Consider the following 14,341-nt stretch of genomic DNA (forward strand, 5'->3'; position numbering starts at 1 on the left):
CATAGTTTTAGCATCGGATTCTTCCGAAAAGTGGATTCCACTTTTCGGCCCGATGCGTGCGCGACTGCATCCAAGCACTGTCAGGCCACGTAGCCGAGGTATCGGACCTCGGAGGCCTTGCCATGCGCGACGCCGCATTCTTCAGCTTCATCGCAGCGTGTACCGCGCTCGCCATCCACGGCGCCGGCGCCCAGGAGAACTTTGGCGATTGGTCCCCGCTGACCAACCCGTTTCCGAGCACGGGCGGCGGCGGGATCATGATCCACGACTATGATCCGGTGGTCTCCGGCGACAAATGCGCGACGAAGTTCCGCGCCGTCGAGCCGAACGGGACGACCTATCACAACCTGATCGAGTTCGAGGCGACGCAGACGCAAGGCGGCGTGCTCTGCAGCAAGGGCCAATGGCGCTCGGCCGATGGCAGCGCCAGCGGCACGACGCCGTTCCGGGTGTTCATCAAGGACGGTATCAAGCGCGGCTCGTCGCAATAGCCGCGACGCCTGAAGCCAGCCTTTGCCTAGGCTGCGAACGCACCCATCAGCGTGACGATGCAGTCCTGCCGCTGGTGCTGGTTGATCAGCGGCACCAGCCGGGTGAAATGCTCGCTCCGGCAATGGGCGTCCAGCGCCGCCTGATCCGGCCATTGCTCGACGAAGACGAAATGCCCGGGATCCTTCTGGTCGATGAAGAGATCATAGGCGAGGCAGAGCGGCTCAGCCCGCGTCTTCTCGACCAGTTCCCGGTAGAGCGGCTTCACCAGCTCGATGCTCTCCGGCCTGATGAAGTCCTGGGCGATGACCTTCAGCATGCTCAGTTCAGCTCGATCAGCACCGGCACATGGTCCGAGGCCTTGTCCCAGCCGCGGACATGCTTGGCGATCGAGACGGCGCCGAGCTTGTCGGCCGCCTGCGGCGAAAGCAGGAGATGGTCGATGCGGATGCCGTTGTTCCGCTGCCAGGCGCCGGCCTGATAATCCCAGAAGGTGTAGAGCCCGGCTGCGTCGGTGGTGGCGCGCAGCGCCTCGGTGAAGCCCAGGCTCTGCAGCTTGCGGAAGGCGGTCCGGGTCGGCGGCAGGAACAGCGCATCGCCCGTCCAGGCGGCCGGATCGCGGGCATCGCGCGGCTCGGGGATGACATTGTAGTCGCCGGCGAGCACCAGCGGCTCCTCATGCGCGAGCAGGCCTTTCGCATGCACTGCCAGCCGCTCCATCCAGGCGAGCTTGTAGGGGTATTTCTCGGTGTTCGGCGGGTTGCCGTTGGGCAGATAGATCGAGGCCAGCCGCACCACGCCGTTGCCATGCGGCAGCACGCCTTCGAGATAGCGCGCCTGCTCGTCACGATCATCGCCCGGCAGGCCGCGGCGGACATCCTCGAGCTTGCTGCGCGAGATGATAGCGACGCCGTTGAAGCCCTTCTGGCCGTGGATCGCGACCTGCCAGCCGGCGTCCTCGATCTCGGCGCGCGGGAAATCGGCATCGACGCATTTCAGCTCCTGCAGGCAGAGCGCGTCGGGCTCGGCTTCCTTGAGGAAGGCGAGCACATGCGTCAGGCGCTGGCGGATCGAATTGACGTTCCAGGTGGCGATACGCACGGGGCCGGCTCCGATTTCAGACGAGCGGAGAATAAGAGACGGCCAAGCCGTCAATGCAAGTCAGCAGCGACCACAAAAAACCTCCCGGCCAAGGCCGGGAGGTTTGGATTGCTCTGCGTATCCGACAAGGCCTTACGGGCAGGCGCGGACCACGCCGCCCGAGCCGATATAGGTGCCGGTCTCGGGGTCGTAGGTGCGGAAGCGGCGCGAGCAATAGGCGATCGCGTCGCCATCCGGTGAGGCGTAGACGGGAGCCGGTGCCATGTAGACCGGCGGCGGCGGCGCGGCATAGACCGGGCCAGGCGCGAGCAGGGCGCCAGCGGCGAGGGCGCCGAGCGCACCGGCGGCGATGCCGGCGCCGACGGCCGCGCCGCGGTTGTAGCGATAGCCGCGTCCATAATAGCCGCCGCGATAGCCGTAACGCGGCCCGTAATAGCGGCGATACTGCACCTGCTCGACGAGATTGGTCGTGCCGGCGGTGGCAACCACGGCCGTAGCGGGCGCAAGCGGCGCGGCGCCTGCCGGCGTCGCGAGGGCGAAGCCGCCCGCAAGCGCGGCGGCGATCATCGTCGTCCTGATCATCTCGAACTCCTTTTCCCTCCCGGATGGGAGGATTTGCCGGGCGTGCTTACCGATAACGCCCGAAGCTGTGACCTCAGCCTCGGAAGTAGACGCAAAACACGGCGAAATTTCAACAAATTCCTCGGGCAGGAGGCGCGATCCGGGTTGCATGGCGCCGGTTTCGGCCCCATCTGGCTAACCCTTGACGCATGCATCAACCCGACTGGGAGCCCCATGGCCGCCGCTGATCCATCCGACCTTCCCGCCAACGCGCCGCTGCGGCCGCTGCCGATGGTGATCTTCGCCTCGCGCTGGCTGCAGGTGCCGCTCTATCTCGGCCTGATCGTGGCGCAGTGCGTCTACGTCTTCCTGTTCCTGAAGGAGCTCTGGCACCTCGTCAGCCACGCCTTCAATTTCAGCGAGCAGCAGATCATGCTGGTCGTGCTCGGCCTGATCGATGTGGTGATGATCTCGAACCTGCTGATCATGGTGATCGTCGGCGGCTACGAGACCTTCGTCTCGCGCCTGCGGCTGCAGAACCATCCTGACCAGCCGGAATGGCTCAGCCACGTCAACGCCTCGGTGCTCAAGATCAAGCTCGCCATGGCGATCATCGGCATCTCGTCGATCCACCTGCTGCGGACCTTCATCGAGGCCGGCAATATCGGCGGGCCGACGGCGACGAACTACACGACCACGGGCGTGCTGCTGCAGACGCTGATCCACACCATCTTCATCGTCTCGGCACTCGGCATCGCCTGGGTCGACAAGATGACCCTCAGCGGCACCAGCAAGGGGCATTGAGGCTAAGAACCAGCCTCGGCCACGATATCGGCAAGGCGTAGTGGGGTCGCCCAGTGGGCGGCCCGCCAGCCGGCTTGCCGCGCGGCGTGAACGTTCTCCACGGTATCGTCGATCAGGAGAAGCGCTTCGGGCGTCTCGCCCAGATCGCTTTCGATGCGGCGGTAGAAGGCGACGTCTGGCTTTCGGGCGCCGATTGCCGCCGAATAGTAGAAGTGGTCGACCTGCGCTCCAAGGCCGAGCCGCTCCGAAAGGTAGCGAGCCCGTAGATGCTCTTGATTGCTCGCCAAGGCGACGATCAGGCCGTCACGGCGCAGCGTCGCGATCTCCTGCATCAAAGCCTCGTTCAGCTGCGCATCGCGACCGAACCAGTATTCCAGAAGGACCTCGCAGCTCACTGCGGGGGCGATCTCAGCCAGGACTGGCGCAAGCGTTTCGCGCAGTCCGGCGCGGCCGGTGACGACATCCGGCCAATATCGGGCGAAGAAGTGTTTTTGGAGCAGGTCGGGCGGGATGCCGAGATCGCGCTCGAGGCCATGGCTCCAAGGCAAACCGTCCTCAGGACGGCCGGTCACGAGCACACCATCGATATCGACGAGGAGCGCTCGGATCACACCTACCCCCGCGCGCGTCGGGGCGGCAGGCCCTTGACCAATGGCGAGGCGAGGCCCGGCGCGGTCTCGACGCCGAGCGTCGGCAGCGCCAGCGTGCGCTGGCCGCGGAAATCGACATGGCAGACGAGGAGGCCGCGCTCCTCGATATAGCCGATCAGGCGGCGCGCTCGGCTCGGCGAATGGCTGCCATAGGCCTCGGCCAGCTCGGCGTCGGACGGGCAGGGCGCTCCCTCGATCGCGCTGCGGGCGATGAACAGGAAGAGCCCGTGCAGATCCTCCGGCAGGGTCTCGGCCGCCGTCAGCGCCTTCTCCCAGGCCTCCGACGACAACACCGCTTCGCTCGCCCCGGCGCGGGCGACGGCGAGGCGCTTGCGGAAAGCGTCCAACCCGGTCTCCGGGCCGCTGACGCGGCGCATCCGGCAGCGCACGGTGAAGTCCTGGTAGAGCACGGCGACCGGCCGGTCGCGCGCTTCGGGATCGTCGAGCAGTTCGTTCAGGATTTCGACCAGCGCCGCCGCGCGCTCGGCCGGGTCCATCTCGATCTCGGGCTCGGGCGGCGGCACCGGCTGGTGCGTCTCGATCCGGCGGATGATCTCGGGCGCCACCGCCGGACGCGGGCGCGGCTGGCGCGGCCAAGGGGCAGGGGCGGCCTCGCCTTCGCCGGCGGTGAAGATCAGCTTGCTGGCATCTTCTGGCGCCTGCTCCGGCAAAGGCAGCAGACTCGGCGCGCCGCCGCGATCGACTGAGGCGACCGGGCCGATCCGGACCGGCAGCGGCTTCTTCGACAGGGCAGGCCCGAGCGCGACGAACTGGCCGCGCTCGAGATCGCGGAACATCTCGGCCTGACGCCGGTCCATGCCGAGCAGATCGGCGGCGCGCTGCATGTCGATGTCGAGGAAGGTGCGGCCCATCAGGAAGTTGGAGGCTTCCGCCGCGACGTTCTTGGCGAGCTTGGCGAGGCGCTGCGTCGCGATCACGCCGGCGAGCCCGCGCTTGCGGCCGCGGCACATCAGGTTGGTCATCGCGCCAAGCGACTGGCGCCGCGCCTCGTCCGAGGCCTCGCCCGCCATCACCGGCGCGAAGAGCTGGGCTTCGTCGACCACGACCAGCATCGGATACCAGTGGGCGCGGTCGATCTCGAACAGCCCGCCGAGGAAGGCGGCGGTGGCGCGCAATTGCTCGTCGGCGTCGAGCTCTTCGAGGTTGAGCACGACAGAGACGCGGTGCTGGCGCACGCGCAGCGCGATCTTCTGCAGTTCGACCGGGCTCGCGGTGCCGTCGACCACGACATGGCCGAACTGGTCGGCGAGCGAGACGAAGTCGCCCTCGGGATCGATGATCGCCTGCTGGACCAGCGGCGCGCTCTGCTCCAGCAGGCGGCGCAGCAGATGCGACTTGCCCGAGCCGGAATTGCCCTGGACCAGGAGCCGCGTCGCCAGCAGTTCGGCCAGGTCGAGCTCAGCCGGCCCACCGCCCGCCGTCGCGCCCATCTCGATGCCCGTCTTCATGCCAGCCAGCGTGTCGCCTTGAGGTCCCCGCGGCCCGCCCCGGAGCGGGACGAGCGAGCGGGGTGGTCTAGCACGCGGGCGCGAGCACGCTGGTGCTGCCGGATGCCGCATCCACAACAAATGCGCGGCGGTTCCGACACCTCATGTCAGGGGCGGCGACGCAGGATCATGCCGCCATGATGCAGCGTATCGGCGTCGACGAAGGTCCCGTCGGCGGTGAAGCCGGTGTCGTCCCAGTACTCGATATAATTGCCGCTGACCTTGTAGCGGCCGCGATAGGCGCTCTCGCGATTGCCGCGTGCCTCGTCATAGCGGTCGTTCGGCAGGAGGTTATGGCGGACATGGCCGTCGGCGGTGACCCACATGCCGACATAGGGGTGGGTCTGCGGGCTTTGGGCCGCGGCGGTCTGGGCAATCATCATGCGGGTCGATCCTTCAGGTTCAGTCTTGATGGTCGTGGTGGCAAGGCCGACGCCGGCGGCCAGCAACAGCAAGGCGTTCACGAGCAAGGGGGTCATGATCGTTCCCTTCACGGCTTGCGGCGCTCGGCGAAGAGTTCAGACAGCGCCTGGGATGCCGTGATCGCCCGCGAAATGCCGGCCGGCACGGTGATCAGGTAGACGATCTCCTTCAGTTCTCCCTCGGACACGCCGATGTTGAGCGCGTAGCCGGCGTGGACCTTCATGAAGGCGGTCTGGCCGGTCGCGGCGAACGCCGCCACCGCAGCGAGCTGGCGCGTCCGGCTGTCGAGGCCGGTCCGCGACCAGACATCGCCGAGCGCATAGGCCTCGGTCGCGTCGGCGAGGAAGGGGAACTCCTGCCGCATGCGCTCCAGCGCCGGCTGGGGGGCATTGTTGTTCAGGCTGCGGACGACGGCCTCGCCGCGCTTGCGGCGCTCCTCGCTCGACTCGGCGATGGCAGGAGCGGGCATCACCGCGATGGCGAAGGCCGTGGCTGCGGCGCGCAGCGGGGACTGTATCGACATGGTCATGGTGTTCCTCCTCAGCGGGCGGCGGTGGGGCGGATGACGATCTCGTTGACGTCGACATCGTCCGGCTGCTCGATCGCGAAGCGCACGGCCCGGCCGATCGCGTCCGGCTGGAGCGCGATGGCGCGATAGCTCCGCATCAATTCGGCCGCGGCCGGATCGGTGATGGTGCCGGCGAGCTCGCTCTCGACCACGCCGGGATGGATGCAGGTGACTCGCAGGTCGGCGTGTTCCTGGCGCAGCCCGTCCGAGATCGCGCGCACGGCGTATTTCGTCGCGCAGTAGACGGCGGCTGTCGGCGAAACGCTGAGCGCGCCGATGGAGGCGATGTTGATGACATGGCCGGAGCCGCGTGCCGTCATCTCCGGCAGCACCGCGGCAATGCCGTAGAGCACGCCCTTGATGTTGACGTCGACCATCCGGTCCCACTCGTCGACCTTCAGCGAGGCCATCGGCGAGAGCGGCATGACGCCGGCATTGTTGATGATGACGTCGACGCGGCCGAAGGCGTCGCGCGCTGCGTCGGCGAAGGCGGCGACATCGGCGCGGTCGGTGACGTCTAGCCGGCGGGTGCGGACCTCGCCGCCTTTCGCCGCGATCTCTTCGGCGAGCGCATCCAGCCGGTCGGTGCGCCGCGCGCCGAGCATCAGCGTCGCTCCGGCGGCCGCGAGCTCGCGGGCGATGCCGGCGCCGATCCCGCTGGAGGCGCCGGTGATGAGGACGACCTTGTCGAGAGCCATGTCGATCTCCGTCTGGATGTTCGGTGGAACCGCATCGTTGCGGTTGCCCGAAAGCTAGGAGCAGGTCATTGTCGCGATAAGCCGCCCATTCCTTTCCAATCTGGAGAGTTTTTCTAACCAATGGAGATGGAACTCAACGCCCTCGCGGTGTTCGCGCTCGTCGCCGAGGAGCGGAGCTTTCGCGGCGCGGCGGGCCGCATCGGCGTCACGCGCTCGGCCGTCAGCCAGACGATCAGAAAGCTGGAGGAGCGGCTCGGCATCGCGCTCGTGCAGCGCACCACGCGCAGCGTCAGCCTGACCGAGGCGGGCGAGCGTCTCCTTGCCGATCTTGCGCCCGCGCTGTTTGACCTGCGCGCCGCCGTCGAGGCGACGCGGGATTTGCGCGCCGGCCCGCGCGGGCGCTTGCGCCTCGCGGTCTCGTCGATCGCCGAGCGCTTCCTGTCGGGGCCGTTCCTGTCGAGCTTCGCCGCGGCCAATCCGGAGGTCGAGCTCGACATCACCGTGACCGACGAGGAGTTCGACATCGTCGCCGCCGGCTACGATGCCGGGGTCAGGCTCGGCGAGGTTATTGAGCAGGACATGATCGCCGTCGTGATCGGCGGCGAGGAGCGCCAGCTGCCCGTCTGCGCGGCGAGCTATCGCGAGCGCTTCGGTGTGCCGGAGCATCCGCGCGAGCTGGCGGCGCATCGCTGCATCGGCTGGCGGCCGGGGCCGAAGCTGCCGCCCTATCGCTGGGAGTTCGCCGAGGATGGCAAGGAATTCAGTGTCGCCGTCGCGCCGGAGATCACCACCAGCGACATGGCGTTGATGATCAAGCTCGCGGTCGCGGGTGCCGGCATCACCTTCGGCATGGAGGAGAGCTTCCGCCCGGCGATCGCGCGCGGCGAGCTCGAGCCACTGCTGCAGGAGTACTGCCCGTATTTCGCGGGCTTCTATCTCTATTACCCGAGCCGCCGCGCCGCCGCGCCGAAGCTGCGCGCCCTCGTCGACCATCTGCGCAGCTTCAATTGGGATCGGCATGAGGCGACGGCACGAGCAGCATCGGTTATGCTCTGATTCTGGCGCTGCCCGCGCCTCCTCCCTCCAACCGGGAAGCACGCTGCCGTGCAGGGCCTATCCGATCGTCGAACCGACTGTTCGAGCGCTGCGCATAAGGAGGGGTTGCGGAAACGGCTCGCATCAGGAGGTCATCGATGAAGCTCACCGCACCCGTCTATCGACTGAAGCGCCAGGCCAGGGTTCTGGCGCGCAAGGAAAGCATCCCGCTCCATCTCGCGCTCGACCGCGTCGCCATCGGCGAAGGTTTCGGCGCCTGGAGCCTGCTCGCGGCCAAATCGGCCGGTTCATTTTCGGCCGATGAGTTGTTCGCCCGCCTGACGCCCGGAGATTTGCTGCTGATCGGCGCGCGGCCGGGGCATGGCAAGACACTGCTCAGCCTCGAGCTCGCCATGGAGGCGATGAAAGCCGGCCGCCGGGCGGTGTTCTTCACGTTGGAGTACACCGCGAAGGATGTGCTGGATCGTTTCAGGGCGCTCGGCACCGATCCGGCGCAATTCGAGGCGTTGTTCGGCTTCGACGATTCGGACGCGATCAGCGCCGATCACATCATGCGGTCGCTGGCCGAGGCGCCGCGGGGCACGCTCGCGATCGTCGACTATCTGCAACTGCTCGACCAGAAGCGCGGCAATCCCGAGCTTATGGTCCAGATCCGTGCGCTCAAGGCCTTCGCGCAGGAGAGGGGCCTGATCCTCGCCTTCATCTCGCAGATCGATCGATCCTACGATCCGGCGATCAAGCCTTGTCCGGACCTCCGCGACATCCGCCTGCCGAACCCGCTGGACCTCTCGCTGTTCAGCAAGACCTGCTTCCTGAACCAGGGCGAGGTGCGGTTCCAGGCGGCGAGCTAGCGATGGTCCGATAAGCCGGAAGCATGCTCAGACCGAGTAGAATCGTCATTGCGAGGAGCGAAGTGACGAAGCAATCCAGGGGCGGCCGCGCTCTACGTCCCCCTGGATTGCTTCGCTTCGCTCGCAATGACGACTCAAACCAGTCGAAATCGCTTCAAACGAAGCAGGAAACGCCTCAGCGCGGGCAGCTATGCGTGCGCTCGGCGCGCTGGATGTCGGCGATGACGCGGCGCTGGGTCGCCGAGAGCGGCACGTCCTCGACATTGTCGTACTGGCAGCCGGCATTGCCGAAAGCGCTGATGCCACGCTGGGTGCGGAAGCAGTAGCCCTGGGCCTTGTAGATCTCGTTGCGCTGATACCAGAGATCCTCGCAGCTCTGGGCCGCTGCGGGCGTCGCGGTCGCGAAGAGCGGCAGGACGAGCCCGAGGGCGAGGGCAGGGAGGAGCAGCTTCGACATGACGGCCTCTTGCGGTTGCGCGTTATCTGTTGCCCTGCCTTGCGGGCGCGACAAGCCTTTTCGCGCTTTGCCATGGCAGGATCACGATCCTGTTGCAGGAACGCAGGGTCGCTCCGCTGGCAAAGCTGTGAATTGACGCTGCCGCGCCCGTGGAGGACAAGAATCGCCAGGGTCGTGCAGCCCTTTCGTCTTCAACGCCCACATTTTGCCAAGGACGAGTGGACCATCGCCGATACGCAAGCGAGCCGAGCCTTGGCTAAATTGCCGCAGGGGTCGCCTGGGGCACTGCGCGCTCGCGACATCGTCGCCTATGTTGCACCCGACAAACAACAACGATAGTGCGCTCGAATCGCGCCCTGAAAGGACCGTCGCCATGATCTTCTCCTCGCTGCGCCGCCTGGCTCTCGCCGGCATCGCCGCCTGTGCGCTCGGCGCCGCCGCTGTGCCGGCGCAGGCCCAGGCGCTGTCGCCCGACCAGCGCAAGGCGGTGGTCGAGCTGATCCGCGAGACGCTGCTCAAGAATCCCGAGCTGATCCAGGAGGCGATGGTCGAGCTCGAAAAGCGCAATCAGGTCGCGCAGGTCGAGGCTCAGCGCAATGCGCTCGCGGCCGAGAAGGCCAGCCTGACCGATCCCGCGACCTCGGTCATCGCCGGCAATCCGCAGGGCGACGTCACCCTGGTCGAGTTCATGGATTACAATTGCGGCTTCTGCAAAAGGGCGATGGAAGACGTCCGCGTGCTCGCAAAGGACGATCCCAAGCTCAAGGTCGTGATCAAGGACTTCCCGATCCTTGGCCCTGATTCCGTCGAGGCGAGCCGCGTCGCAATCGCGGTGAAGAACCAGCTCCAGGGCCAGAAGTATTGGGATTTCCACCTCAAGCTGATGGCGACCAAGGGCAGGATCAACGGCGCCAAGGCGCTGGAAATCGCCAAGGACGCGGGCGCCGACATCGAGCGCGTCAAGAAGGAGATGGACGCGCCGGCGACGCGCGCCGTGATCGAGCAGACGGTCGCGCTCGGCGATCGGCTCGGCTTGACCGGCACGCCGGCTTTCATCGTCGGTGACGAGGTGGTGTTCGGCGCGGTCGGCGCCCCGGCGCTGAAGCAGAAGATCGACGCCGTCCGCAAATGCGGCAAGACGAATTGCAGCGGCTGAGGCCACACGATTTCGTTAAGCTCAACATCAGAATCCCGCCTCGTCAGAGGCGGGATTTACAACATCTAGATGAGTGTAAGGTGGTCTAGCTCCTAGTTCGGAGTGTCTGCCGTGAGTTCGATGAAGTTTTTTGTAACGGCCTATGCCTTGTCGGTAGTCGTTGCGGTTCTTTTTGTATTATCTTTGTATTTTCCGTTATTGTTAATCGTTTTTACAGTTGTTTTTCTTGGTTTCTTTTTTTATGCGCCGACTCCGCTGATTTATATGACGGCGATTGCTCCCGGATTCTTTCTTTCGAGAGATATGCGGGATTTTCGTGCGGGCGTGATACTCGGAATCGTCGGTATCGTTCTGGTCTCAGCCGGGCCTAGCTTATGGGGGCGGTGGTTGGCTTATCGCGACGCCTGGCCAATCCTTGCTCAAGATATATCCGGCCGCCTTGTTGCTCCGCCGCGGCGGTTGGAAATCCTGTCGAACTCATCCGGGTATGGCGGACCTAACGATCCGCTGCTTAATGCGCGATGTGAGGAATACTGCCAAACTCTCCTTTTGAACGGCGAAGTCGACGAGCTTCGTGTCACGCCGATCCAAGAGGCCTACGATTCTCCGCGCGATCGCAAAGGGGGAGCGGCGCGGTTCACCATTACCCACTCCTCCGTTGTCTACAGCTACGCAAAACGCTGGAGCTGTCCAAAGGCTTTTGCACAGGCCGAAATCGCCTTACCTGCCACACGGCTGCGCGCCTTGCGTGGCGAATGCATCATCGCGACTATGGGTAACGCGTGGCTACCGAGCGTCAGGATTCTCGTCACCAGGGCTTCGGACTGGTTGCTGCTGGAAAAACCCGCAGAGTTGGGCCGCTCGCTCATACGCTTCGAAGTTTTCGGCGAAGGAGGGAGTTCGACATCGCCATTGGCAAGGCTGACCGAGATGAGGGCGTCAGTGCCGGTTTTCCCTCTCATCTACGGAGCTGTCAGTCTTTCTGGGTCGTCGATGCTCGGCCTCCTGAAAACGCAAGCCGTGCTAAAATCAGCTGATCTCGGCTTGGTGTTGCGCGAGACGCTGGGTTTCAAACTTCGGGCACTGGAAACTCCTCCTGAAGAGCTGCCTCTTGATACAATAGAGCGCCTGCTAAGTTCTCCCGGCAGCGACGCTTTCGGGCCTGAGCTGAAGGTGTTCATCAGCGCTTATCTGGGCAGCCTGCAGGGGAAGAAGGACCTCGCGCCCACAGATGTTCGAATGCTCGAGCGTCTCATCACGGATCCGCGCGTGACCGAGCAGGCGCGCATTTTCGAGGTCATGCAGAAGTTCGACCTGATCGGTGCGGCTGCGATCGAGGCGATTCTCGATCGTCTGCAGCGTCCCGCACCGGAATCGATCGGGCATGAGCAAAATCAGTTGGTCTGGATTCTTATTCGGGTGCCGCTGAACAGGTTGAAGCCCTATGGCGAACGTCTCCTGGCGACAGCGGCGCTGTCCGATCAGTGGCACTACGCGCCCCTGCTGCAGGTTGTGGGTCGCTTCGGAATTGATCCGACCGGGCTTTTGCAGTCCCGGTTGAGCAGCGGGCGAAGCGCGAGGCGGGACTCGGCAATAACCGGCGTTTGTGCGGCTGATGAGCCATGGCGCGGGCAACTGCTTCCCGCCGTCGAGACGATTGTCGAGGAGTATCGGGGCCAGCCTGACCGAGGGAACTCCGAACTCGTGGTAGGCATTTTCACCTTGGGCGAGCAGAATGCCACAGCGGCTGGCGTGTTGGCGTCTATGATCGAAGCGGATCGTCGCCGCGTTCTCCATCAGGTCGCAGGGATGCGCCGGCGCTTTCCAGATGGTCGTTGTGGAACGGCGTAGAACTCCGTCGCGAAGCTCTACTTCGTCCAATACAGATGCTGGGCGATCGTCGTTTGGACGAACGATGACGGGGATGCCTCGACCTTCGCCCTTTTCCTGACCCGCCAATCCGGGTAAAGACGCGCGACATCGCGAGGCCGCCGGCTTGATCCGGCGTCATTCCTTCGCATATGCGCATCTCCTTCGGGACCCTGCCGTCCCGCCCATCGAGCTCACGAAGACGGTGAAATCCGCCATGGCGACCAAGAGCCCCATCGATCCCGAACTCGTGCGCGAGCTGGCGCAACTGATCAACGAGACGGATCTCACCGAGATCGAGGTGCAGAAGGGCGACCTGCGCATCCGCGTGGCCCGCACCATCACCGCGACGATGATGGCGCCGGTCGCGGCCCCGCCGAGCTTTGCCGTGGCGCCTGCGGCGGCTCCAGCCGCCGCCCCGCTCGAAGCCAAGGCCGCCGCCGCTCATCCCGGCACGGTCAACTCGCCGATGGTCGGCACCGCCTATCGCCGGCCCTCGCCCGAGGCCAAGCCCTTCATCGAGATCGGCCAGGAGGTGAAGGCGGGCGAGCGCGTGCTGCTGGTCGAAGCCATGAAGACCTTCAACGACATCGTTGCGCCGCGCGCCGGCAAGGTCGTTGCGATCTTCGTCGAGGACGGTCAGCCGGTCGAATACGGCGAGCCCCTGCTGGTGATCGAGTGAGGATCCATCCGGGCGGGAGCGGGCTGAAGATGTTCGACAAGATCCTGATCGCCAACCGCGGCGAGATCGCGCTTCGGGTGCTGCGCGCCGCCAAGGAGCTCGGCATCGCGACCGTTGCGGTGCATTCGACCGCCGACGCCAACGCCATGCATGTGCGCCTCGCCGACGAGAGCGTCTGCATCGGCCCGCCGCCGGCGCGCGAGAGCTATCTCAACATCCCCGCCCTGATCGCCGCCTGCGAGATCACCGGCGCTGACGCGGTCCATCCCGGTTACGGCTTCCTTTCCGAAAATGCCCGCTTCGCCGAGATCCTCGAGCGGCACAACATCGCCTTCATCGGCCCCAAGGCCGAGCATATCCGCAGCATGGGCGACAAGATCGAGGCCAAGCGCACCGCCAAGCGCCTCGGCATCCCCTGCGTGCCCGGCTCGGAGGGCGGGGTCACCGATGACGATGAGGCGCAGCGCATCGCGCTCGAGATCGGCTTCCCGATCATCATCAAGGCGGCGTCCGGCGGTGGCGGCAAGGGCATGAAGGTGGTGCGCAACGCGGACGAGATGTCCGTTGCGCTCTCCACCGCCCGCACCGAGGCCAAGGCCAATTTCGGTGACGACGCGGTCTACATCGAGAAGTATCTCGAGAAGCCGCGCCATATCGAGATCCAGGTGCTTGGCGACGGCAAGGGCCGGGCGATCCATCTCGGCGAGCGCGACTGCTCGCTGCAGCGCCGCCACCAGAAGGTCTGGGAGGAGGGCCCGTCGCCCGCCCTCAATGCCGGCGAGCGCGACCGGATCGGCGAGGTCTGCGCCAAGGCGATGGCCGATATGGGCTATCTCGGCGCCGGTACGATCGAGTTTCTCTACGAGGACGGCGAGTTCTACTTCATCGAGATGAACACCCGCATCCAGGTCGAGCATCCGGTGACCGAGATGATCACCGGGATCGACCTCGTCAACGAGCAGATCAGGATCGCCGCCGGGGCGCCGCTCTCGATCCGGCAGGAGGACGTCGTCATCGAGGGCCATGCCATCGAATGCCGCGTCAATGCCGAGCACCCCGCGACCTTCCGGCCCTCGCCGGGCAAGATCGCCTCGTTCCACACCCCGGGCGGGCTCGGCGTGCGCGTCGATTCGGCCGCCTACCAGGGCTACGTCATCCCGCCGCACTACGATTCGCTGGTCGGCAAGCTGATCGTGCACGGCCGCAACCGGGACGAATGCCTGATGCGCCTGCGCCGTTCGCTCGACGAATTCGTCGTCGACGGCGTCGATACCACGCTGCCGCTGTTTCGCACGCTGGTGCGCAACCCGGACATCCTGAACGGCGACTACAACATCCATTGGCTGGAGAAATTCCTTGCCAATGGCGGCATGGAAGAGCCGGGCGAGGGGTGAGGCGCGCGCCCCGTCATGCTCGGGCTTGACCCGAGCATCTCAGGCGCGATGAGGCTCTTGTCGGAGCTTCCTCG

The 14,341-nt window shown here is 65.6% G+C and carries 17 protein-coding genes; 8 read left to right on the top strand and 9 right to left on the bottom strand.

The window, feature by feature from the left end; genetic code table 11:
• Positions 1–122 precede the first annotated feature (122 nt).
• A complete protein-coding gene (locus tag ACSQ3M_RS02900; protein ID WP_436148557.1) occupies positions 123–491 on the top strand; it encodes a hypothetical protein in 369 nt (122 codons plus the stop codon).
• Positions 492–517: 26 nt separating this feature from the next.
• Here the strand turns inward: ACSQ3M_RS02900 and ACSQ3M_RS02905 are convergent, their stop codons facing one another.
• From ACSQ3M_RS02905 to ACSQ3M_RS02915, 3 genes are all read right to left on the bottom strand, one after another.
• The gene (locus tag ACSQ3M_RS02905) at positions 518–808 is read right to left on the bottom strand and encodes a putative quinol monooxygenase (protein WP_436148558.1); all 291 of its coding nucleotides are present in this window, start codon (positions 806–808) and stop codon (positions 518–520) included.
• A gap of 2 nt (positions 809–810) precedes the next feature.
• Positions 811–1,590, bottom strand: a complete 780-nt coding sequence (gene xth, locus ACSQ3M_RS02910; RefSeq protein ID WP_436148559.1) for an exodeoxyribonuclease III — start codon at positions 1,588–1,590, stop codon at positions 811–813.
• A gap of 132 nt (positions 1,591–1,722) precedes the next feature.
• A complete protein-coding gene (locus tag ACSQ3M_RS02915) occupies positions 1,723–2,172 on the bottom strand; it encodes a BA14K family protein (RefSeq protein ID WP_436148560.1) in 450 nt (149 codons plus the stop codon).
• Between the two features lie 213 nt (positions 2,173–2,385).
• On the opposite strand from ACSQ3M_RS02915, the gene ACSQ3M_RS02920 reads away from it, so the two are divergent.
• Entirely contained in the window at positions 2,386–2,955 is a 570-nt protein-coding gene (locus tag ACSQ3M_RS02920; protein ID WP_436148561.1) for a TIGR00645 family protein, read from the top strand.
• 2 nt (positions 2,956–2,957) lie between these two features.
• Here the strand turns inward: ACSQ3M_RS02920 and ACSQ3M_RS02925 are convergent, their stop codons facing one another.
• The 5 genes from ACSQ3M_RS02925 to ACSQ3M_RS02945 all read right to left on the bottom strand — a co-directional run bounded on the left by ACSQ3M_RS02925 (position 2,958) and on the right by ACSQ3M_RS02945 (position 6,802).
• Positions 2,958–3,566 (bottom strand): HAD-IA family hydrolase, encoded by a 609-nt coding sequence (locus tag ACSQ3M_RS02925; protein WP_436148562.1) that lies wholly within the window; start codon positions 3,564–3,566, stop codon positions 2,958–2,960.
• 2 nt (positions 3,567–3,568) lie between these two features.
• Positions 3,569–5,074, bottom strand: coding sequence for a helicase HerA domain-containing protein (locus tag ACSQ3M_RS02930; RefSeq protein WP_436148563.1), 1,506 nt, complete (start codon positions 5,072–5,074; stop codon positions 3,569–3,571).
• A 146-nt stretch (positions 5,075–5,220) separates the two neighbouring features.
• Positions 5,221–5,592, bottom strand: a complete 372-nt coding sequence (locus ACSQ3M_RS02935) for an Atu4866 domain-containing protein (RefSeq protein WP_436148564.1) — start codon at positions 5,590–5,592, stop codon at positions 5,221–5,223.
• 11 nt (positions 5,593–5,603) lie between these two features.
• Positions 5,604–6,065, bottom strand: coding sequence for a carboxymuconolactone decarboxylase family protein (locus tag ACSQ3M_RS02940; RefSeq protein WP_436148565.1), 462 nt, complete (start codon positions 6,063–6,065; stop codon positions 5,604–5,606).
• 11 nt (positions 6,066–6,076) lie between these two features.
• The gene (locus ACSQ3M_RS02945; protein WP_436148566.1) at positions 6,077–6,802 is read right to left on the bottom strand and encodes an SDR family oxidoreductase; all 726 of its coding nucleotides are present in this window, start codon (positions 6,800–6,802) and stop codon (positions 6,077–6,079) included.
• 120 nt (positions 6,803–6,922) lie between these two features.
• Between ACSQ3M_RS02945 and ACSQ3M_RS02950 the strand changes: the two genes are divergently transcribed.
• Both ACSQ3M_RS02950 and ACSQ3M_RS02955 read left to right on the top strand, forming a co-directional pair.
• On the top strand, positions 6,923–7,858 hold the full coding sequence (locus ACSQ3M_RS02950) for a LysR substrate-binding domain-containing protein (protein WP_436148567.1): 936 nt from the start codon (positions 6,923–6,925) through the stop codon (positions 7,856–7,858).
• 137 nt (positions 7,859–7,995) lie between these two features.
• A complete protein-coding gene (locus ACSQ3M_RS02955) occupies positions 7,996–8,709 on the top strand; it encodes a DNA helicase (RefSeq protein WP_436148568.1) in 714 nt (237 codons plus the stop codon).
• 175 nt (positions 8,710–8,884) lie between these two features.
• On the opposite strand, the gene ACSQ3M_RS02960 is transcribed toward ACSQ3M_RS02955, so the two are convergent.
• On the bottom strand, positions 8,885–9,166 hold the full coding sequence (locus ACSQ3M_RS02960; protein WP_436148569.1) for a YARHG domain-containing protein: 282 nt from the start codon (positions 9,164–9,166) through the stop codon (positions 8,885–8,887).
• A gap of 373 nt (positions 9,167–9,539) precedes the next feature.
• On the opposite strand from ACSQ3M_RS02960, the gene ACSQ3M_RS02965 reads away from it, so the two are divergent.
• The 4 genes from ACSQ3M_RS02965 (at position 9,540) to accC (ending at position 14,267) form a co-directional block, all read left to right on the top strand.
• On the top strand, positions 9,540–10,322 hold the full coding sequence (locus ACSQ3M_RS02965; RefSeq protein WP_436148570.1) for a DsbA family protein: 783 nt from the start codon (positions 9,540–9,542) through the stop codon (positions 10,320–10,322).
• A gap of 111 nt (positions 10,323–10,433) precedes the next feature.
• On the top strand, positions 10,434–12,173 hold the full coding sequence (locus tag ACSQ3M_RS02970; protein ID WP_436148571.1) for a hypothetical protein: 1,740 nt from the start codon (positions 10,434–10,436) through the stop codon (positions 12,171–12,173).
• A gap of 235 nt (positions 12,174–12,408) precedes the next feature.
• Positions 12,409–12,873 carry an acetyl-CoA carboxylase biotin carboxyl carrier protein gene (accB, locus tag ACSQ3M_RS02975; RefSeq protein WP_436148572.1) on the top strand — a complete coding sequence of 155 codons (465 nt, stop codon included), beginning with the start codon at positions 12,409–12,411 and terminating at the stop codon, positions 12,871–12,873.
• 29 nt (positions 12,874–12,902) lie between these two features.
• Entirely contained in the window at positions 12,903–14,267 is a 1,365-nt protein-coding gene (gene accC / locus ACSQ3M_RS02980; protein WP_436148573.1) for an acetyl-CoA carboxylase biotin carboxylase subunit, read from the top strand.
• The last annotated feature ends 74 nt before the right edge of the window (positions 14,268–14,341 follow it).

It is taken from the genome of Allobosea sp. LjRoot90, assembly GCF_964254315.1.
In the GTDB taxonomy this organism is placed as follows: domain Bacteria; phylum Pseudomonadota; class Alphaproteobacteria; order Rhizobiales; family Beijerinckiaceae; genus Allobosea.